General features: G+C 59.8%; 16 protein-coding genes. 9 read left to right on the top strand and 7 right to left on the bottom strand.

Features of this window, described 5'->3' with window-relative positions; genetic code table 11:
* Nucleotides 1-52: 52 nt before the first annotated feature.
* A complete protein-coding gene (locus tag J0909_RS13265) occupies nt 53-1,549 on the top strand; it encodes a response regulator (protein ID WP_207263536.1) in 1,497 nt (498 codons plus the stop codon).
* 163 nt (nt 1,550-1,712) lie between these two features.
* Here the strand turns inward: J0909_RS13265 and J0909_RS13260 are convergent, their stop codons facing one another.
* From J0909_RS13260 to J0909_RS13230, 7 genes are all read right to left on the bottom strand, one after another.
* Nucleotides 1,713-2,150 carry a GNAT family N-acetyltransferase gene (locus J0909_RS13260; RefSeq protein WP_207263535.1) on the bottom strand — a complete coding sequence of 146 codons (438 nt, stop codon included), beginning with the start codon at nt 2,148-2,150 and terminating at the stop codon, nt 1,713-1,715.
* 123 nt (nt 2,151-2,273) lie between these two features.
* On the bottom strand, nt 2,274-2,570 hold the full coding sequence (locus tag J0909_RS13255) for an AzlD family protein (RefSeq protein WP_207263534.1): 297 nt from the start codon (nt 2,568-2,570) through the stop codon (nt 2,274-2,276).
* The gene (locus J0909_RS13250) at nt 2,557-3,249 is read right to left on the bottom strand and encodes an AzlC family ABC transporter permease (RefSeq protein WP_207263533.1); all 693 of its coding nucleotides are present in this window, start codon (nt 3,247-3,249) and stop codon (nt 2,557-2,559) included. Before J0909_RS13250 ends, J0909_RS13255 begins: the two co-directional genes overlap by 14 nt.
* Before the next feature lie 3 nt (nt 3,250-3,252).
* A complete protein-coding gene (locus J0909_RS13245; RefSeq protein ID WP_207263532.1) occupies nt 3,253-5,334 on the bottom strand; it encodes a tetratricopeptide repeat protein in 2,082 nt (693 codons plus the stop codon).
* Between the two features lie 930 nt (nt 5,335-6,264).
* On the bottom strand, nt 6,265-6,564 hold the full coding sequence (locus J0909_RS13240; RefSeq protein WP_207263531.1) for a transcriptional regulator: 300 nt from the start codon (nt 6,562-6,564) through the stop codon (nt 6,265-6,267).
* Nucleotides 6,565-6,589: 25 nt separating this feature from the next.
* Nucleotides 6,590-7,093 (bottom strand): 2-amino-4-hydroxy-6-hydroxymethyldihydropteridine diphosphokinase, encoded by a 504-nt coding sequence (gene folK / locus J0909_RS13235; protein ID WP_207263529.1) that lies wholly within the window; start codon nt 7,091-7,093, stop codon nt 6,590-6,592.
* Nucleotides 7,090-8,256, bottom strand: a complete 1,167-nt coding sequence (locus J0909_RS13230) for an LL-diaminopimelate aminotransferase (protein WP_207263527.1) — start codon at nt 8,254-8,256, stop codon at nt 7,090-7,092. The genes folK and J0909_RS13230 overlap by 4 nt, the downstream gene beginning before the upstream one ends.
* A gap of 207 nt (nt 8,257-8,463) precedes the next feature.
* Here J0909_RS13230 and xerD point away from each other — a divergent pair, with 207 nt between their 5' ends.
* The 8 genes from xerD to lysA all read left to right on the top strand — a co-directional run bounded on the left by xerD (nt 8,464) and on the right by lysA (nt 18,672).
* Nucleotides 8,464-9,387, top strand: coding sequence for a site-specific tyrosine recombinase XerD (gene xerD / locus J0909_RS13225; protein ID WP_207263525.1), 924 nt, complete (start codon nt 8,464-8,466; stop codon nt 9,385-9,387).
* Nucleotides 9,388-9,412: 25 nt separating this feature from the next.
* Nucleotides 9,413-12,100, top strand: coding sequence for a CBS domain-containing protein (locus J0909_RS13220; protein ID WP_207263523.1), 2,688 nt, complete (start codon nt 9,413-9,415; stop codon nt 12,098-12,100).
* A 129-nt stretch (nt 12,101-12,229) separates the two neighbouring features.
* On the top strand, nt 12,230-12,715 hold the full coding sequence (locus J0909_RS13215; protein ID WP_207263521.1) for an HIT family protein: 486 nt from the start codon (nt 12,230-12,232) through the stop codon (nt 12,713-12,715).
* A gap of 10 nt (nt 12,716-12,725) precedes the next feature.
* Nucleotides 12,726-13,085 carry a LapA family protein gene (locus tag J0909_RS13210; RefSeq protein WP_207263519.1) on the top strand — a complete coding sequence of 120 codons (360 nt, stop codon included), beginning with the start codon at nt 12,726-12,728 and terminating at the stop codon, nt 13,083-13,085.
* An 8-nt stretch (nt 13,086-13,093) separates the two neighbouring features.
* The gene (locus J0909_RS13205; RefSeq protein ID WP_207263516.1) at nt 13,094-14,239 is read left to right on the top strand and encodes a tetratricopeptide repeat protein; all 1,146 of its coding nucleotides are present in this window, start codon (nt 13,094-13,096) and stop codon (nt 14,237-14,239) included.
* 42 nt (nt 14,240-14,281) lie between these two features.
* A complete protein-coding gene (gene mutS / locus J0909_RS13200) occupies nt 14,282-16,888 on the top strand; it encodes a DNA mismatch repair protein MutS (protein ID WP_207263626.1) in 2,607 nt (868 codons plus the stop codon).
* Nucleotides 16,889-16,891: 3 nt separating this feature from the next.
* Nucleotides 16,892-17,338 (top strand): hypothetical protein, encoded by a 447-nt coding sequence (locus J0909_RS13195; protein WP_207263514.1) that lies wholly within the window; start codon nt 16,892-16,894, stop codon nt 17,336-17,338.
* Between the two features lie 95 nt (nt 17,339-17,433).
* Nucleotides 17,434-18,672: a diaminopimelate decarboxylase gene (gene lysA / locus J0909_RS13190; RefSeq protein ID WP_207263512.1), complete on the top strand. Its 1,239-nt coding sequence runs from the start codon at nt 17,434-17,436 to the stop codon at nt 18,670-18,672.
* The last annotated feature ends 14 nt before the right edge of the window (nt 18,673-18,686 follow it).

Here is an 18,686-nt window from a genome sequence, read left to right as displayed (position 1 = left end):
GCTGGCCGCACATCAACGCCTGAGCCCGTCAGGTGGGAGTAGAGAGCGAAATATGACTGCCATTACAGTATTCAACGGTCTTTTCTGTAATGCCGAACCCGTGGTGGAACAAGTTCTGAAGATCGCGGGATACCGGCTGGTCGACGACCGCGAGATCATTGCCGACGCGGCACGGCTGTCCGGCCTGAGTCAAGCGCGTATAGCCGAAGCGTTGCCCGGTGGGATGTCCGCCGTTGACGACGCGGAATGCGGCCGTGAGCAGGCCGTCAGTTGGTTGCGTCTGGCCGTGGCGGAAAAGCTGGCCGGTGAAGAGAACCTGGTCCTCTGGGGCTATGCCTCGCTCCTGCCGCCGCCCGGCATAGACAGCCTCCTGCGGGTTTGCCTCATCTCCGAGATGAGCGACCGGCTGTGGACCGCCCGCCGTGAGCAGAGGCTGTCCGAAGCCGCAGCCAGGGAGCTGATTCACGCCGACGACGAGATCCGGGGCGCGTGGGTGCTGAGTGTTACAGAATGCAACGATCCGTGGTGCCGGGACCTGCACGATGTCGTCGTCCCGGTGGGGGCCGTCGGGATCAAGGAGAGCGCCTGCCTGATCGTGGAACAATTGGCCAATCGCGCGGTTCAGGACAGTCCGGCCTCGCGCCAGGCTTTAGAGGATTTTCTGCTGGCCGCCTCGGTCCAGGCGCAGCTTGCGCGGCGGGGCCACGACCTTACTGTCTCCGCTTTCAAACGGGCGCTGACCCTGCGTTTCGACAGCCATGAGCGGACCTTGCGCAACGCCACCCATCGCCTGTACGACGCCGTGTCCGCCGTCGAAGGGGTGCGGGGCGTGGAGATCGGTGTGGGCCGCCGCTACAATTCGACCGACGTCTATCAGGTGATTCCATGTCAGCGTCACCCGGGCATGGCCCGCGCGGCCGATTGCATCGGCGTCAGCGAGTCCGACCGCGAACTGGCCCTCGCGGTACGCAAGGCGTTGCCCCGGGATGAACTGGATATTTCAATATACGTGCGCAAGGGGTTCGTTTCCCTGGCGGTCAACGACCACCGGAGCATGCTCGAGCAGATTTCACGGACCCTGTGTGAATTGGTCTCCGGCTTCGAGGGCGTGGGCAGCGTGGAGATCGGACTGGGCAAGGAATACCATCAGGCCGAGGCCTATGCGCGCATGCGCCGCAAGCAGACCCGGACGCTGCTCGACAATAAGAAACGCAAGTTTTTCCAGACCCTGTCCGAGCGGTTGCAGGCTGCCGAGCCAGGTTCCTTTGCCGTGTACGACGGCAAGGCCGCCTTTTTCGCGGTTCGCGACAACGAACCCGAGGTACTTATGCTCGATCTGCCCAGCCTTGACGGGGCCGAAGTGCTGCGTCGGATTAGACGCGATCATCCCAGAACTCAGGTTCTGGTGCTCGCCGAGCAGGGGGCCGAGCAGGAGTGCCAGACCTGTCTGAACATGGGGGCCTTCGCCTCCCTGAGCAAACCCGTTAATGCCGCAGTCCTGAGCGAAACCATTCGTGCAGCCAGTGAGCAGAGCCGCCTTTATTCCTGATTTCGGTTATGGATGATCACAAAGGGGCGCAGCCAACCGGTTGCGCCCCTTTGTTTTTTTCGTCGGCCTGATCGCAAGGTTATCAGGCGAAAGGGACGACAGGCGGAAAGGGCATCCGGATCGTGCGATAGGGGCGCGCCTGGCGTTATGGGGATGGACCGAATCAGGGCCGGCGTAGCGTCAGGTGGAGCAGGGGGAAGGGGCGGCCCTGTTGGTCCTGGGGGGAACGGGCGACCACCTCAAAGCCAAGGTGTTCGTAAAAGCCAAGGGCCTGGGGGTTCTGTTCATTGACGTCCACCCGGGTCACGCCGTGACGGATGGCGTGGCCGCACAAGGCGGTTCCCACCCCCTGTCCCCGATGGGCAGGGGAGACAAAGAGCATCTCCAAGTTGTTGTTGGCGGTGCCGCTGAAACCGATGATGGTTCCATCTCCGTCGCGCACGCAGTGCAGTTCAACGGCATCGAAATATTGTTCAAGGATGAGCGGACGCAGGGCGTCGATGTCCGCCTCTTCGAGGAAATGGTGGGTAGCGCGGACTGAAGCCTCCCATACGACGAGCAGTTCGGGGTACTCGGATTTTTTGACGGATTCTATGTGCATGCGGTTTTTTCTGACCGGGAGCAGGTCGGTTTCGGGTGTGTATAGCTTGCTTAGTAATACGGTCAACATCCTGTAATCAATTGTCTTGATTTCAAAGAAAGGACGATGGCCCGCACAAGCGGTTTACATCAGGCGGCGGAGAATGGCCAGGGTGCCTACGCCCGCGATCAGGGCCAGGGGCATGCTCTTGACGCGCGCGGACACCAACAGGGTCACGGCCGAGGCCACGACTTCGGGAGACCCGGCCGCAAAGACTAGGGGCGCAAGCAGGGAGGCCAGAATGGAGCCCGGCAGCCGTGACAGGCAGGCCTCGACCCGCCGGTTGCCCTGGACCAGGCGCACCATCCACGGCCCGCCTATCCGGGTCAGATAGGTCACGGCGGCCATGGCGAGGATGGCGACGAGGCTATCGGTCCGCATTGTTCCCCCAGAGACCCGTCAGGCTTCCGGCCAATCCGCCGATCACGATATACCATTTGCCGGGCAGGAAATGATGGGCCGCAAGGGCGGCCACTGCGGCCACGAGCCAAGGCGGGATGTCGCCCTTGCCCTTCCACAGCCCGGCCAAGAGGGAAATGAAAACGGCGGTGAAAGCGAAGTCAAGCCCCCAGGTTTCGGGATCTGGGATGGCGGCCCCGGCCAGCCTGCCGGTAACGGTGGCTCCCATCCAGGCGGCCCAGATAAGCAGGCCGCTGCCCAGCAGGAAGCCCATGTCCGCTTTCCCCCGGCTTACGGCCCCGTAGGTCATGGCCCAACTCTCGTCGGTCAGCAGGAAGAACAAGGGGAGGGTGGTGCGCGGAGGCAGTCCCCGCATCCAGGGCGCCAGGGACGCGCCCATGAGCACTTGGCGAAGGTTGACTATGAATGCAGTGAAAACAAGAGTGGTTATAGGCAGAGGATGCGACCACATATCCAGGACCACGAATTGGGACGATCCGGCGAAAATCAGGCCGCTGGACAGTGCTGATTCCGCCAGGGTCAGCCCGGCCTGGCGGGTGAGCAGCCCATAGACCAGCCCATAGACAAAAACGCTGAGGGCCACCGGCAGGGTGAGCAGGGCCCCCTGCCGGACAGATTCCGTTGTGAATCGGGCGCTCATTGCCTAGAAGGGATACGCCAGGGAGCTTTCCCCCTTGCCGTTTTCCGTGCCCATCTTTTTGTCTATGGCGTCGATGCGGGCCTGGGCGGCCACGCGTTGCTCCTTGCGGGAGGCATTGCGCACCACGGTGCCGAGCAGCCGTTTGGCGGTTTCGTATTTGCCCCGCTTTTCATAAATCAGAGAGGCGCGGTACATGGCGGTCAGGCACCAGATGTTCTCCTGGGGATATTGCCAGGCGAGTTTGAGGTAATAATCCAGCGCCTTGTCCGGGTTGCGCATGGCCTGTTCTCCCTCGCCGAGCCAGAACAGGGTCTCGGCCTGCAAGGCGGTGGTCATGGACGCCCGCTGGTCCCACATGACCAGCAGTTCTTTTTGGGCGGTCTCGTAATCCCGGCGCTGCTGATAGAGCAGGGCCATGCGCAGCCGGGTCATGACCGGAATGGGCTCCCCGGTCTTGGTCATCTCCTGATAGGTTTCCAGCGCCTTGCCCTGATGTCCGGCATCCAGCTCCAGGCGGGTCTTGATGTCCAGCCAGGCCATGCGCAGTTCGGGCGGCAGGGCGGGTTCGTCAATGCGGTTCAGGTAAAAGGCCCCGAGTTGCAGGTTCTTGGCCTTGACCGCGTCATCGGCCAGGAAGATCAGGCTGCGGATGCCGAAGGACGAATCGTCGAAGAGGTAGGCGGCGCGTTTGGCTAGATCGGTGGACGGCTCGGCCGCAAAACGTTGTTGCCACCAAGCCATGCGGAGCAGCCGGTCCAGAGGATATTGCCCCTCGGACAAGGCTTGCAGCCGGTCGGCCGGGGCTGTGGTCCAGAAGGGGGCCTCGGTCTCGGGATGGACGTCCACGCCCGCCGCGCCGGAAAGAGTGGTCAACACCGGATACAGGGCAAAGGCCTTGGCCGGATTATTGGGCAGCACTTTGTTCAAGTCATCCTTGAAGGCCAACACTCCGGCCAGCCGCAAGCAGATGGGCAGTGTCTTTTTATCTATTGAATTCCAGCTTGTTGCAGCGACTTGCTGATTGCCGTTGGACAGTGACAGGGCAAGCTTGAAGTTGCGCAGCAAGGTCGTGGTCTGCTCGGAGATGAGCATGGAGCCGAGCTCGTTGTCGATGGCCTTTTCCGCTTCCTCAGGGGTCATGGTTAGGATATTGTTGCGGAATTTGGTCCAGGCCGCCGAATCCGGATTGCCCAGGAACCATTCGGTCCGTGACTTGGAATAGGGGGCAAGAACGTTGCCTGCCCAGAATGCGTGGGCTTTGAGATAGTTGTCCTTAAGAAATACTTCAAGATCTTTCGGTGGGTTGCCGTTATTGAGGAAGGACATGACCGAGGTCCAGAAGGCGCGTACCGTCTCGTTGGACAATGCGGACACGTACCCCGAGGCCTCTTCGAATTTTTCCAGGGAAACAGCGGCCATGGCGCGGGCGATCAACTGTGTGTCGGCGGGCTGGACCAGGGGCGAAGCCGGGGCGGCTGGGGATGCGGCCGGAACTTTCGCTTTCGGCGCATTGGGCTGCATGAGGGAATTGACCCCGTTCCAAAAATTGTTTTCCCAAACCTTGCGGCCCGCAGCCATGATCGCGTCCAAGGCCTCTTTTTGCGAGTCCCGGGAAAGGGTATGGTTGGCCAGCCAGGACCAGTACATTTTGAGCCAGACATCGTGCCAGATGGCGGCCAGGTCGGGTTCTGCCTTGAAACGGGCCTTGATCTCGTCGTCGGACAGGAACTTGGTGGCCTGGGTATACCAGAGCACGGCCTTGGTCAGGTCTCCCAGGCCGCGGTGGGCCTGGCCCCCGATCCAAAGGCGATCCGCCTCGTTCTTGCCGGTGAAGGCCGGGGTCATCTCAACTATTTCAAGTGCTTTGGCGGGAGAATTGAGATTCAGGTAGACCTGGGCGCGCTTGAGCACCGCCTCGGGGGTGTCGGCGGCGGATTCCTGGGAATATTCCTGTTCCAGGCGGTCCCAGGCGCGGTAGTGCTCAAGCCATTGTTGAAAGGATTGCTTTTCCTCGGCCAGGGCGGGATTCAGTCCGGTCAGAACCAGAAAGACCGTCAGAAGCGAAAACGCGATGCGTGCTGTCATTGTTCCTCGAATGCGGCCATAGCGCCTTTTTGTCCGTTTGTGATGGGCCATCATTACCAGCCGTCCCCAAAATGCTCAATGGGCAGTGTGGGCGTTTCTTCTCAGGTCCGTGCAGCGGGCCAAGTCGTGGGCCGCAAATTGGGAAGGGCAAAATTCAACGGTTACGATCAGCTCTGTTTTGGTGCCTATTTGTTAAAAGTTTACATAATTTACATTATGAGACAAATATATAAGTGCCTGGAAGAGTGAAATAAATTTCTTAAAGTTGCCAAAGTAGCTAACAACTATCGTCGCCTATTGATGGCTTGCCGATGGCCGCTCGCCGGAAAATCCGTTGTGCCGTGTTTTATGGGGTTTTGCGATGACGAGCCCGCCTCGGGACGGAAAACGGCTCACGCTTGAATCCAGGACGCAAAAAAAGCCTGCCCCCTTGGTCCTCGAAATGGAATTCTTCATAGGTCTGGGCAGTCCCCGGACCTGACCATGCTCTTGAAGGTGGCTACAGTCGTACAAACTGCACGTGGCCACGATTGCTTCTTGAATTCGTCGACTACCTGTTTTCATCGCCCGGAAACGTGAACTCACACCGAGCGCAAATCCGGGTCCTTCAGCCGGCTTTTCGCCAGGCGTAGCATGCGCGACGGACTGCATAATTTTCCCCCATCCGCAGGCAGGCACTTGCACCCTTTCGACATGAGGCATGGTTGGTCCCCCTGCCAACTGTTGGTCCGCAGGAAGAGTGAGGAGAATTCCTTCAGGGCGCCAAGTCCCCTAGGGCCACCGATGCTTACAGGCGGATTGCCGGGTAAATACTGTGTGTAATGTTGTGATGTGAACTCGTCCGTGCATCGGAAACAACTTCCGCTCGAAACGAGGGCACAAAAAAAGGCCCGGAGTCGGGCCTTTGTCTTGTCGGATTGGGTGAGAGATCTATTCTTCTTCGTCGCCGGAAGCCGTTGCTTCTTTTTTCGGGGCTGCCGCGCCGATGCGCTTTAGGTATTTGTCTCGGCATTCATAGGAACAGAAAACGTGGACTTTCTCCCCTTCCCGGACGCGGATGTCGCCATCCTTGTCCACGTAGGTCCCACAGGACGGATCCTTGACCATTTCGCCCGAGGCTACCTTCTGTTTGAAGGCCTTGTCCTTTTGCTTGTCTTTCTTTTGCTTGTCGCCCATGAAGAGCTTGTAGACCAAAAACAGGGCCGCGGCGATAACCAGGAATTTCAGCATTGGGTTGCCTCGTTGGTTGGTTGGGTTAGGAGTCCTGCCAGATCTTGCGCCCTTCCTGCCGGTACTCGATGGCGGAAAGCGCCTCGTCCACGGTGGTCCCGTCCGGAAAGACGTAATCCGGGGCTATCTCCTTGAGCGGCACAAGCACGAACGCCCTGTCCTTGGCGCGTGGATGCGGCAGGGTCAGGAAGTCCATGTCCATGACGGTATCGCCCCAGGCGATGATGTCCATGTCCAACGGCCTGGGGCCGCCGGGCACGGCGCGAGTGCGCCCCATCTTGGCTTCAATGGCCGTGCACGTGGACAAAAATCCCGCCGGCGACCAAATCTCGGCGTCGATTTCAAGCTCGACCACCTGGTTGAGGAACCACGGCTGATCCTTGACCTCCCCCTGGGGCTCGGTTTCGTAATATTCCGAGACCTTCCTCAGACGGATGTCGTCGCCGTAGTCTTCAAGCAGGATCAGGGCCTCCTGAAGATTGTCTTCGGTGTCTCCCACGTTGGAGCCGAGGCTCACGTAGCAGATCACAGTTTCGAAATTCTGGATACGGCCTCCTCGAGTTTGTCATTGTTCACGGTCAGGGAAATGCGAAAGTACCCTTCCCCGGGCGTGCCGAAACCGTTGCCGGGAGTCAGGACGACGCCGGTCTTCATGAGCACGTTGGTCACGAACTCGGCGGACTTGTGCCCTTCCGGCACGTTGCACCACAGGTAGAAGGAAGCATCCGGCACACGGTGCTTGATGCCGATCTTCGTCAGGGCGGCGCTGACCACGTCCCGGCGCTCCTTGTAGATGGCCCGGAAGCTCTCGGCAAAGGGTTCCCCCTGCCGCAGGGCGGCGATGCCCGCTTCCTGCACGGCTTGGAAGATGCCGGAGTCCACGTTTTCCTTGATCTTGCCCAGGCCCGCGACGAGACTCTTGTTGCCCACGGCCATGCCGATGCGCCAGCCAGTCATGTTGTAGGTCTTGGACAGGGAATGGAATTCGATGCAGACGTCCTTGGCACCCTCGCACTCCAGAATGGAGAGGGGCTTGTTGTCGGGATCGTAGTAAATTTCGGTGTAGGCCGCGTCCGAAACGACGATTACGTTGAATTCCTTGGCCTTCTCGATGAGTTTCTCGTAGAAAGGCTTGGTCGCCGTGGCCGCGGTCGGGTTGTTCGGGTAGCAGACGAAGATCATCTTGGCCTTGGCCCAGGTCTCGTCGGAGATGGCGTCCAGATCCACGAGGAAGTCGTTTTCCTCGATCAGGGGCAGATATTCCACCCTGCCGCCGGCGAACTCGGTGGCCACACCGTAGACCGGGTAGTTGGGAGTGGCCACCAGGACCGTGTCGCCGGGATTGACGTAGGCCAGCGGGAAATGGGCGATGCCTTCCTTGGAGCCGATCAGGCTGACGATCTCGGTCTCGGGATCGAGGTCCACGTTGAACCGCTGCTTGTACCAGTCGGCCACGGCCTGACGATAGGTCAGCATGCCGATATAATCAGGGTACCGGTGATTCTTGGGCTTCCTGGCGCTCTCGTACAGGGCCTCGATGATAAATTCCGGGGTGGGCAGGTCGGGGTCGCCGATGCCCAGGCTGATAATATCCATGCCCTTCTTGGCGACTTCCGCCTTGGCCTTGTCGATGGCGGCGAACAGATACGGAGGCAATGCCGAGAGGCGATTGGCCAACTTGAATTCAGACATGTATGATTTCTCCTTGCAATCCGATATTGAAGCACTTTCATAATGGGGGCATGACCCTGTGTCAATGCGAACCATTGCGCTTTGACCCTCACCTTGGTAGCAAGGATGTTGGCGGCCGTGCTTGGTTTCCATACAGTGCGGCAGATACCCTTTTCCCGTGGATATCATCCAATACTTTAATAGTATCAAAACGGTCCGGCAGTGATCATGGCGCGTCCAGACAAAGAAAAGAACATCAATGAGTACAGCCATCCGTGGGTGGACAGGTATCTTGAGCACCTGCTGATCGAAAAGGGGTTGTCCGAGAACAGCCTGACCGGCTACGCCAACGACCTCGGGTCCCTGCTCGCCTTCCTGGAAGACCGGTCCTTCGACATCAAGGATCTGACCGACAGGACCCTGTTCCTCTATTTGACCCATCTCCGGGCCCGGGGGTTGAAGAGCCGCTCCCTGGCCCGGCACCTCTCCTCTCTGCGTGGGTTCTTCGCCTTCGCCGTGGGGGAGAAATGGTACAAGGAGGACCCCGGCCAGCTCCTCGAAAACCCCAAGCTGCCGCGCAAGTTGCCGGAATTTCTCAGCCGCGAGGAGGTTGCGCGCGTTCTCGCCTTGCCCGACACGTCCACGCCGCTCGGCATGCGGGACAAGGTTATGCTGGAGCTGCTCTACGCGGCGGGTCTGCGGGTATCCGAACTCATCGGTATGAAGGTTCTGGACTACGATCCTCAGGTGGGCATGCTCAAGGTCTTTGGCAAGGGTGCCAAGGACCGGCTTATTCCCATCCATTACACGGCCCAGGACTATCTCAACCGCTACCTGGAATTCACCCGGCCCGGGTTCAAGCCGCGCGAGGAATACATGTTCCTGAACCGTTCGGGCAAGGGGCTGACCCGCCAGGGCGTGTGGAAGCTGATCAAGAAATACGCCGAAGCGGCGGGCATCAAACGGTCCATCTCGCCGCACACCTTCCGTCACTCTTTCGCCACCCATCTTCTCGAAGGAGGCGCGGACCTGCGCACCGTGCAAATACTTCTGGGACATGCGGACATCAGCGCCACCGAGATATATACCCATGTCGAGGCCAACCGGCTCAAGGCCCTGCACCGGAAGTTCCATCCGCGATCAACCATGTGATCACCGTAACAACGCAGAATATGAAATGAAAAATAAACCGGAAAAGATACAGGCCCCGATCGTGATCACGGCCCACGCCAACGCGGACTTCGACGCCCTGGCCGCCATGGTCGCGGCCAGCAAGCTCTACCCCGGCGCGGTGCTCATCTTCCCGGGCAGCCAGGAATCCAACCTGCGCAATTTCTTCATCGAGAGCACCACCTACCTCTTCAACTTCAAGGCGTTCAAGGACATCGAACCGGAATCCGTGGAGCTTTTGGTGGTCGTGGACACCCGCCAGCGCTCGCGCATTCCTCATGTGCGTCCGTTACTGGATAACGAGGGGCTGCGCATCCATCTCTACGACCACCATCCGGACAGCGAAGACGATCTGCCCGCCGAGAAGAGTGTCGTCCGGGACTGGGGCTCCACCACGGCCATCATCGTGGCCGAGATCCGGGAACGGGGGCTGGCCTTGAATACCGAAGAGGCCACCTTGCTCGGCATCGGCATCTACGAGGACACCGGCTCCTTCGGCTTCAATACCACCACCCCGCAGGATTTCGAAGCCGCCGGCTGGCTCAAGTCCCAGGGCATGGACATCGAGGTCATCTCCGATTTGCTGTCCCATGAGTTGTCCGCCGAACAGGTCACCTACCTTGGCGAATTGTTCAAGAACGCCAAGAACTACGACATACACGGCGTGGACGTGGTCGTTACCGAGATGTCCACGGACAAGTTTGTGCCGGACTTTGCCTTGCTGGTCCACAAGCTTATGGACATGGAAAAGATCAAGGTGGTCTTCGCCATGGGCCGCATGGCCGACCGCATCCATCTGGTGGCCCGGTCAAAGAGCCCGGACGTCAACGTGGGTCGCATCTGCGCCTCCCTGGGCGGCGGCGGGCACGACGCCGCTGCCTCGGCCACGGTCAAGGACCGCACTCTGGCCGAACTGCGCGACGACTTGTTCGCTCTGTTCTACTCCCAGATCAACCCGCAGATCGTGGTGGATTCCCTCATGTCCCGCCCGCCCGTGGTCATCGAGGGCGACAAGACCATGGCCGACGCCGTGGAGTTGATGACCCGTTACGGACTCAAGGACGTGCCCGTAGTGGCCAGGGGTACCATGCAGTGCATCGGCATCATCGGCCATAAAATCGCGGACAAGGCCCTTTCCCACCACCTGGGCGACGTAGGGTTGTCCGAATACATGACCAGGGCCTTCGAGACCGTGGAGTCCAAGACCGATCTCTACCGGGTCATGGAAATCATTTTGAGCAACCGCCAGCGTATGCTCCCCGTTGTGGAGAACGGCGAACTGGTCGGGGTCATCACCCGTACGGACCTGACCAACATGCTCATCGAGGAGCCGGCCCGCATTCCCGACTCTCTGATGCCGGACCACCGCCGGGAGCGGAACATCGCCTCCCAGGTCAAAAACCGGCTGCCCCAGCGCATGCTGGATTTGCTTAAGGAGGCGGGTGAACTGGGCGCGGATATGGGGTGGGAAGTCTATGCCGTAGGCGGTTTCGTGCGCGATATTCTGCTCGGTCGGCCCAATCTGGACCTGGACCTGGTGGTCGAAGGCGACGGCATCGCCTTCGCCCGGCGGTTCGCGGCCAATCTCGGCGGCCGGATCAAGGCGCATTCCAAGTTCAAGACCGCCGTGGTCATCCTTGACGACGGCCAGCGCGTGGACGTGGCCACGGCCCGGTTGGAATACTATGAATATCCCGCCGCCCTGCCTACGGTGGAGCTTTCCTCCATCAAAATGGACCTGTACCGGCGTGATTTCACGGTCAACGCCTTGGCCCTGCGCATCAATCCCGGGCGCTTCGGCCAGTTGGTGGATTTTTTCGGGGCCGAGCGGGACATTCGCAACCGGACCATCCGCGTGCTCCATTCCCTGAGCTTCGTGGAAGACCCCACCCGTATCCTCCGGGCCATCCGTTTCGAGAAACGCTTTGGTTTCCAGATTGGCGGCCAGACCATGCGGTTGATCAAGAATGCGCTCAATCTCAAGCTCTTCAGCAAGCTGTCCGGGACCCGGGTCATGCACGAACTGCAACTGATCACGAATGAAGAAGACCCCCTGGCCTGCCTGCTGCGCATGCAGGAGCTGGGCATCATGGAGGCCATCCACCCCCTGCTCTCCCTGGACAAGGAGCGCATCCAGATCCTGACTGAGCTGGTCAAGGTCCATAACTGGTACAAGCTCCTCTACCTGGGCCCCGAGGTCGTTCCCTGGAAGCTTTACATCCTGGGCATGACCATGGGCATCAAGCGGGACCAAATCGAGCAGGTGACCACGCGGCTGCATTTCACCAAGAAAGAGGAGCGTGACTTCTTCCAGTTGCGTGACATGATCGGCGAAGCCCTCATGAAGCTCATGGGCTGGAAGGAAGGCCGTTCGCGCCTGAGCCGGTTGTACAAGATACTCCATCCCATTCCGGTGGAGGGCATCCTGTTTCTCATGGCGCGCAGTCGCAAGGAGTATATCCGGCGAAATATTTCCCAATATCTCGCCCGGCTGCAATATATCGCCATCGAAGTAAACGGTAAGGATCTCAAGAATATCGGCATTGAGCCGGGGCCTCTCTACACGATCATCCTGGATCGGCTGATGACGGCCAAGATAGACGGCCGCGCCGAAACCCGACATGAGCAATTGAATCTGGCGAAAAAATTGAATAAGGAACTGACGGCGAAACTTGAGGACGAGAGCGGAGACTAAACGCTTTCCCCACTTGCCCTCGGCAGACAAGCCGTGTAGAAATTCAAGATGTTGGTTAGCCTACGGCTGTTTCGGACAAAGGGTCGGGAACGAGTCGCAACCGGTTTGAAAATCTGACGGAAGTGGATCATGGATGTTTTGTGGGCGCCGTGGCGTCTTGATTATATACTCGGCCCCAAGCCCGAGGAATGCGTTTTCTGCATCCCGGAAGGTACGGACGAGGACGGGGAACGGTATATCCTCGCCCGGGGCGAACATTGTTTCGTGATCATGAACAAATTCCCGTACAACAACGGGCACCTCATGGTCACCCCTTACCGCCATGTGGCCCATCTGACGGACCTGACGGTGGCGGAGGCCAACGACTGCATGCTGTGGATCCGGCGTTCCATCGAGGTGCTGGAAAGCGCCTTCCATCCGCAGGGCGTCAACATGGGCCTCAACCTGGGCGAGGCGGCCGGTTCCGGCATTGCCCAACACATGCATTTTCAGATTGTCCCCCGCTGGAACGGGGACGCCTCGTTTATGGCCGTCTTCGGCGAGACCACGGTCATCCCCGAACACCTGAATTCAACCTACAGCCGCCTCAAGCCGCTGTTCGATGCAATAGCGTAAGGAGAACCGCATGCGTTTTATCAAGGTCCTGTTTCTGTTGGCACTTTTCGTCTTTTCAATTTTGTTCTTCAGCCAGAACAACGACGTTCTGCTTCAGGGACTGACGCTGGTCCTCGATATTCCCTACGTGGCCACTCTGCACTCCATCCCCCTGCCCTTCGGCGTCCTGATCCTGGCCGCGTTCGTGGCCGGCTCCCTGCTGACCATGATCTATTTCGCCATCGACAAGTTCCGTGGTGCCGCCAAGCTCAAGGAATGCCGCACCCGCATGGCCAGCCTGGAACAGGAACTCAATTCCCTGCGCAATCTGCCCATCAGCGAAGAGCCCTCCTACGTCTCTCCCGAGACCAAGGAAGAGGATAACGCCTAGGAATCGTCATGGGCTGGAACATATTCAACCGCAAAAAGACGCCGAGCTCCCTTCGCGACAAAGCCAGCGCCGTGAACAACGGCGAGTCTTTGCCCGTGCAGGATACCCGCGCGGCCATCGAGGAACTCAGCAAGGTCGTCCAGAATGACCCGGAAGCGGTTGAAATTTACCTCGCGCTCGGCAGCCTCTACCGATCCCAGGGCGAGATCGAACGCGCCATTCAGATCAGAAACAGCCTTATCGTCAGGCCGGGCCTGGACCGTGAGTTCAAGGCCCGCGCCTGGTTCGAACTGGGCCGGGACTTCCGCCGGGCAGGCTTTCTGGACCGGGCGGAAAAGGCCTTCCACGAGGCCCGCTCCCTGGGACAGGACCCCATTTCCATCCATAGGGAAATGGCCCGGCTCACGGCCGAACGCGGCGACTTCGAAAAAGCCGCCGAGTCCTATGGGCAACTCGACCTGCCTTTGCCTCAGGCGCATTTCCTGGTCCGGCTGGCCAGGGATTGTTTCGTCGAAGGCAATGCCTCCCAGGGAAACAGAGCCCTGCGCCACGCCATCCGGGCCTATCCCGGCGCGGTGGAGGCATGGCTGGAGCAGATGAAACAGGCCTACAAGGCTGGCAATGCAAACAAGATCGGCGACGTCCTGGCGCAAGCCCTGGAACGGGTAGCCCCGGAATTGCGTTTCGTCCTGTTCGAAGGGTTGCTTTTGGCGCTCAACCAGGCTGAGAAGGCCCGGATCAACGCCTTCGGCGAGGAGACCGCGTGGTCCAGAACCTGTCCGGACGAAAAAGTCGTCGAGGTGGTCGTGCCCATCATCGAGACCCAGGAGCCGGACGTTTTGCTGCTCTATTACGGGGCCATGCTATTGTTGCGCGTGGAGAACACGGACGACGCCCGGTCCTGGTTCGAAAAGGCGCTCATGCTCGACGCCGACTTCTGGCAGGCCCGGTTGGAACTTTTCGACCTGTCCCGGGCGGACCAGACCCTGACGCCCTTCTTCAAGGAACAGCTTTCCTTTTTCATCGGCCGGGCCCGGCGGGTGCGGCGGTTCTTCTGCCGGCACTGCGGCCTGAAGCGCGATCAGCTCTTCTTCAATTGCCCGCGCTGTCATAGCTGGCATTCCATCGCCTTCCGGACCGACATCACCGAATAATCCGATATCGACGTTCTCGTGGTACAAAGAAAACTGACTCCCATGCTTGAGCAGTACCTCCGTTTCAAGGAGGAACACCCAGGCTGCCTGCTTTTCTTCCGTATGGGGGATTTCTACGAACTCTTTTTCGAGGATGCGGAGATCGTCTCACGGGCGGTCCAGATCGCCCTGACAAGCCGCAATCCCAACGACGAAAATCCCATTCCCATGTGCGGCATGCCCCATCATTCGGTAGAGCCGTACCTCAGTCAGCTGCTCGACAAAGGCTACAAGATCGCCATCTGTGATCAGGTCGAAGATCCCAAGGAAGCCAAGGGGTTGGTCAAGCGCGACGTAACCCGCGTGCTCACGCCCGGCACCGTGGTCGAGGACTCCAACCTGAAGTCCAAGGCCAATAACTATCTTGGCGCACTCTACTGGGACAGCGCCAAGGATGCGGGCGGCATCGCCTGGCTTGACTTTTCCACGGGTCAATGGTCCGGGCTTTTCAGCCGCAAGGAACCCGAGCTGTGGCAATGGATGGTCAAGATCAACCCAAGCGAACTGCTCCTGCCCCAGGGCGTCAAGGTCCCGCCACAATTTGGCGACCTGTCGGGCCAGGTCACATCCGTGGCCCCCGGCGTTTTCTTCGACTTGGCCGGGGCGCGCAATCGTATCCTGGAGGCCCAGCACGCCGCCGATCTGGATAGCCTTGGTCTGGCGGGCAAGGACGAACTGATCCGGTCGTGCGGGGCGCTGCTCACCTATCTGGATCAGACCCAGATGGGGCAATTTGGCCACTTGGGCGAGTTCAAGCCGCTCAATCTCGGCAAGCATCTCCTGCTGGACGAGGTAACAGAGCGCAATCTTGAAATTTTTCGGCGTCTTGACGGCAGGGCCGGGCTTGGCACCCTGTGGCAGGTCGTGGACCGGACCATGACGCCCATGGGCGGCCGTCTGCTTGAGGCGCGCTTGCGTCAGCCTTGGCGTAACTTGGCGCCCATTGAGAAGACCCAGGAGTGCGTGGCCTTTCTGTTTGAACGCGATCGCTTGCGCGGCGACGTCCGCCATGCCTTGGATTCGATCTACGACCTTGAGCGGTTGTCCACACGTATCTTCTTGGGTCGGGCCAACCCCAAGGATTTCATCGCCTTGCGCCGCAGTCTGTCCATGCTGCCCCGGATAGACTCGCTTTTGGCCGAGGAAAATCTGGATGCGGCTCCCGAACTGAAGCGCATCATCTCCAAGTGGGACGCTATGGATGACCTTTGCGCTCTGCTTGACAAGGCCCTGCTGGACAGCCCTCCTCCCGTGATCACGGACGGCGGCCTGTTCCGCAAGGGGTATGATCCGGTACTTGACGAACTCATCGAGCTTAACGAGCACGGCGAAGATCGACTGAAGGCGTTGCATCAGGCCGAGTTGGCCAAAAACGACATCCCCAAGCTCAAGCTCGGCTTCAACAAGGTCTTCGGGTATTATTTCGAAGTCTCCAAGGCCTACAAGGGACAAGTTCCGGAGCATTTCATACGCCGCCAGACGCTCGTTAACAGCGAACGCTACATCACGCCCGAGCTCAAGGAGTTGGAAGACCGGATCATTTCCGCGTCCGAAGAGCGCAAGAGCTTGGAATATAAACTTTTTCAGGAATTGCGGGAACAGCTGGCCCGTGCCCGGTCGCGGTTCCTGTTCATGGCCGACGTGATAGCTTCCCTGGATTATTGGCAGGGATTGGCCGAAGCCGCTCGGGTCAACGAGTGGACCCGCCCCACCCTGCACGACGGCCTTGAAATCGAGATCGAGCAGGGCCGTCATCCCGTGGTCGAGGCGGCCATGGGCGCGGCCAACTATATTCCCGGCGATCTGCGCATGGATCAGTCCCGTCGTATCCTGCTCATCACCGGCCCGAACATGGCGGGCAAGTCCACGGTGCTCCGACAGGTGGCCATAATGGCCATCATGGCCCAAATCGGCTCCTTCGTCCCAGCCCGCAGCGCGCGTATCGGTCTGGCGGATCGCGTTTTTTCCAGGGTAGGGGCCTCGGACAACCTGGCCCAGGGGCATTCCACCTTCATGGTCGAAATGACCGAAACCGCCCGCATTCTTCGCCAGGCCACCAAGCGCAGCCTGGTTATTCTTGACGAGATCGGGCGCGGCACCAGCACCTATGACGGCCTGTCGCTGGCCTGGGCCGTGGTCGAGGAGTTGTCCACCCGCGCGGGCGGTTCGGTGCGCACGCTGTTTGCCACCCACTACCACGAACTGACCTCCCTGGAAGGCAAGATCGAGGGGTTGCGCAATCTGAATATCGCGGTCAAGGAGTGGAAAGGGGATATCGTTTTTTTACGCAGGCTTGTCCCCGGTCCGGCCGATCGCAGCTACGGCATCGAAGTGGCGCGGTTGGCCGGTGTGCCCCGCCCAGTGGTGGAGCGTGCCCGGGAAATCCTTGCGGAATTGGAAGAAAAATCGCAGGATAACCAGGCAAAAGGGGCCGTGGACCGGGCGTCCCAGACCCTGCTGCCCGGCTTCGGCGCGCCGCCCATCAAAGTGGACCGCGAGCTGTGCGAGCATCCGATAATCACTCAACTTACGGACCTGGATGTGGACGGCATGACGCCCATTCAGGCGCTGATGCTCCTCAATCAATGGAAGGACATGATCAAGGACTGAGCCATGCGCAAAACCGTCGTCTCCACCACCGCCCTGCTCCTCTGCCTGAGCCTGCTGGCCGGGTGTGCGTTGGGCCACAAACAATGGCCCGAGGCCTCTCGAAGCGAGAATCGTTTTACCCTGAAACTCATGGACGGTGAGCGCGTTGATGATTGCCTGGTCCTGCAAGTGGCTGTGAACGGCTCGGTGGACCGCCTGTGGCGGGCCAGCGTGCTCTATGAAGCCGTGGGCGACGGCGAGGGCCAGGGGTGCGCCGGTTGCCCGTTCGTGCCGCGCAAGGCACAACATTTCACCCGCGGTCAGGAAGGGTTCGATCTCGCGGGCAATATCCTGAAATTGAGCATTTGCGGTCTTGAGCCGGGTGTGGAATACCGCTTTAAAGTGTCCGGCAAGAGCGAGATCCCGACCATGGGCCTGCAGTACACCGACGTGTACATGGCCGAGCCTTGAGCCGCGTGATCCGTTTTATATCGGAAAAGTATTGGATGATATCGTTTCAGACGGCGTATTGATCCCCATACATCTTTATCAGGAGATCGAATAACATGCATCATTTTCAACATCGGGACGGCGTATTGTTTGCCGAAGAGGTGAACGTCGCCGACTTGGCCAAGCAATATGGCACCCCACTCTATATCTACTCCGCAGCGACCTTCAAGCGGCATTTTCACGCCTTTGACTCCGCCTTCGACACCGTGGACCATCTGACCTGCTTTTCGGTCAAGGCCAACTCCAATCTGGCCGTGCTCAAGATGCTGGCCCGGGAAGGCGCGGGCATGGACATCGTTTCCGGCGGCGAACTCTACCGTGCCCTGCACGCGGGTGTGGACCCGAGTCGCATCGTCTATTCCGGCGTGGGCAAGCGGGATTCCGAGATCCGCGAGGCCCTGGAAGCGCGCATCCTCATGTTTAACGTGGAGTCTCTGGCCGAGCTGGAACGCATCGACCAGGTGGCCGGGGAAATGGGCACCACCGCGTGCGTCGGCTTCCGCATCAATCCGGACGTGGACCCCCAGACCCACCCGTACATTTCCACAGGCATGCAGAAGAACAAATTCGGCCTGGACATCGATCTGTCCCTGGAGGCCTACAAGCGGGCCGCCGAGCTCCAGCACGTCAAGCCCGTTGGCATGGACTGCCACATCGGTTCCCAGTTGACCAGCCTCGACCCGTTCCTCGAAGCCCTGGATAAGCTCCTGGCCTTCTACGCCAAGCTCAGGGACCTGGGCATCGAGATTCGGTACCTGGACTTGGGCGGCGGCCTGGGTATTCCCTACAACGAGGAGGAACCGCCCCACCCCGCCGAATTCGGAAAGGCATTGAGCGAGAAGCTCCGAGGCCTGCCGTTGAAGGTTATCCTGGAGCCGGGCCGGGTCATCGCGGGCAACGCGGGTATCCTGGTCACCGAGGTGGTCTACACCAAGTCCAATCCGACCAAGAACTTTCTCATTGTGGACGCGGCCATGAATGACCTGATCCGCCCGAGTCTGTATGGTTCCTACCACCGCATCGCCGAGGTGGAGCCCCAGGGTCGCGAGTCCAAGGTCGTCGATGTGGTCGGCCCCATCTGCGAATCCGGGGACTTCCTGGCCCGCGACCGGGAGTTGCCCGAAGTCAAGCGGGGCGAGCGGCTGGTTGTTTATTCCGCCGGGGCCTACGGCTTCACCATGTCCTCCAACTATAATTCCAGGCCCCGGGCCTGTGAACTGCTCGTGGACGGCGACAAGGTCATTGTCGCCCGTAAGCGGGAAACGTATGATGATCTCATAGCGAACGAACTTTAGCTCCAAAGGCCGGG

The organism is Desulfovibrio sp. Huiquan2017, from assembly GCF_017351175.1.
Lineage (GTDB): Bacteria > Desulfobacterota > Desulfovibrionia > Desulfovibrionales > Desulfovibrionaceae > Pseudodesulfovibrio.
Note: the sequence above shows the minus strand (reverse complement) of the source record. Positions and strands in the feature narration are given on the sequence as shown.

Excerpts from the sequence above, each read along its gene's own strand:
- J0909_RS13260 (WP_207263535.1), bottom strand. The coding sequence starts at position 2,150 with ATGCACATAGAATCCGTCAAAAAATCCGAGTACCCCGAACTGCTCGTC.
- J0909_RS13210 (WP_207263519.1), top strand. The coding sequence starts at position 12,726 with ATGCGTTTTATCAAGGTCCTGTTTCTGTTGGCACTTTTCGTCTTTTCA.
- J0909_RS13220 (WP_207263523.1), top strand. The coding sequence starts at position 9,413 with ATGAAAAATAAACCGGAAAAGATACAGGCCCCGATCGTGATCACGGCC.
- J0909_RS13245 (WP_207263532.1), bottom strand. The coding sequence starts at position 5,334 with ATGACAGCACGCATCGCGTTTTCGCTTCTGACGGTCTTTCTGGTTCTG.
- J0909_RS13230 (WP_207263527.1), bottom strand. The coding sequence starts at position 8,256 with ATGTCTGAATTCAAGTTGGCCAATCGCCTCTCGGCATTGCCTCCGTAT.
- mutS (WP_207263626.1), top strand. The coding sequence starts at position 14,282 with ATGCTTGAGCAGTACCTCCGTTTCAAGGAGGAACACCCAGGCTGCCTG.
- J0909_RS13205 (WP_207263516.1), top strand. The coding sequence starts at position 13,094 with ATGGGCTGGAACATATTCAACCGCAAAAAGACGCCGAGCTCCCTTCGC.
- J0909_RS13250 (WP_207263533.1), bottom strand. The coding sequence starts at position 3,249 with ATGAGCGCCCGATTCACAACGGAATCTGTCCGGCAGGGGGCCCTGCTC.
- lysA (WP_207263512.1), top strand. The coding sequence starts at position 17,434 with ATGCATCATTTTCAACATCGGGACGGCGTATTGTTTGCCGAAGAGGTG.
- xerD (WP_207263525.1), top strand. The coding sequence starts at position 8,464 with ATGGCGCGTCCAGACAAAGAAAAGAACATCAATGAGTACAGCCATCCG.
- J0909_RS13240 (WP_207263531.1), bottom strand. The coding sequence starts at position 6,564 with ATGCTGAAATTCCTGGTTATCGCCGCGGCCCTGTTTTTGGTCTACAAG.
- J0909_RS13195 (WP_207263514.1), top strand. The coding sequence starts at position 16,892 with ATGCGCAAAACCGTCGTCTCCACCACCGCCCTGCTCCTCTGCCTGAGC.
- J0909_RS13255 (WP_207263534.1), bottom strand. The coding sequence starts at position 2,570 with ATGCGGACCGATAGCCTCGTCGCCATCCTCGCCATGGCCGCCGTGACC.
- J0909_RS13215 (WP_207263521.1), top strand. The coding sequence starts at position 12,230 with ATGGATGTTTTGTGGGCGCCGTGGCGTCTTGATTATATACTCGGCCCC.
- J0909_RS13265 (WP_207263536.1), top strand. The coding sequence starts at position 53 with ATGACTGCCATTACAGTATTCAACGGTCTTTTCTGTAATGCCGAACCC.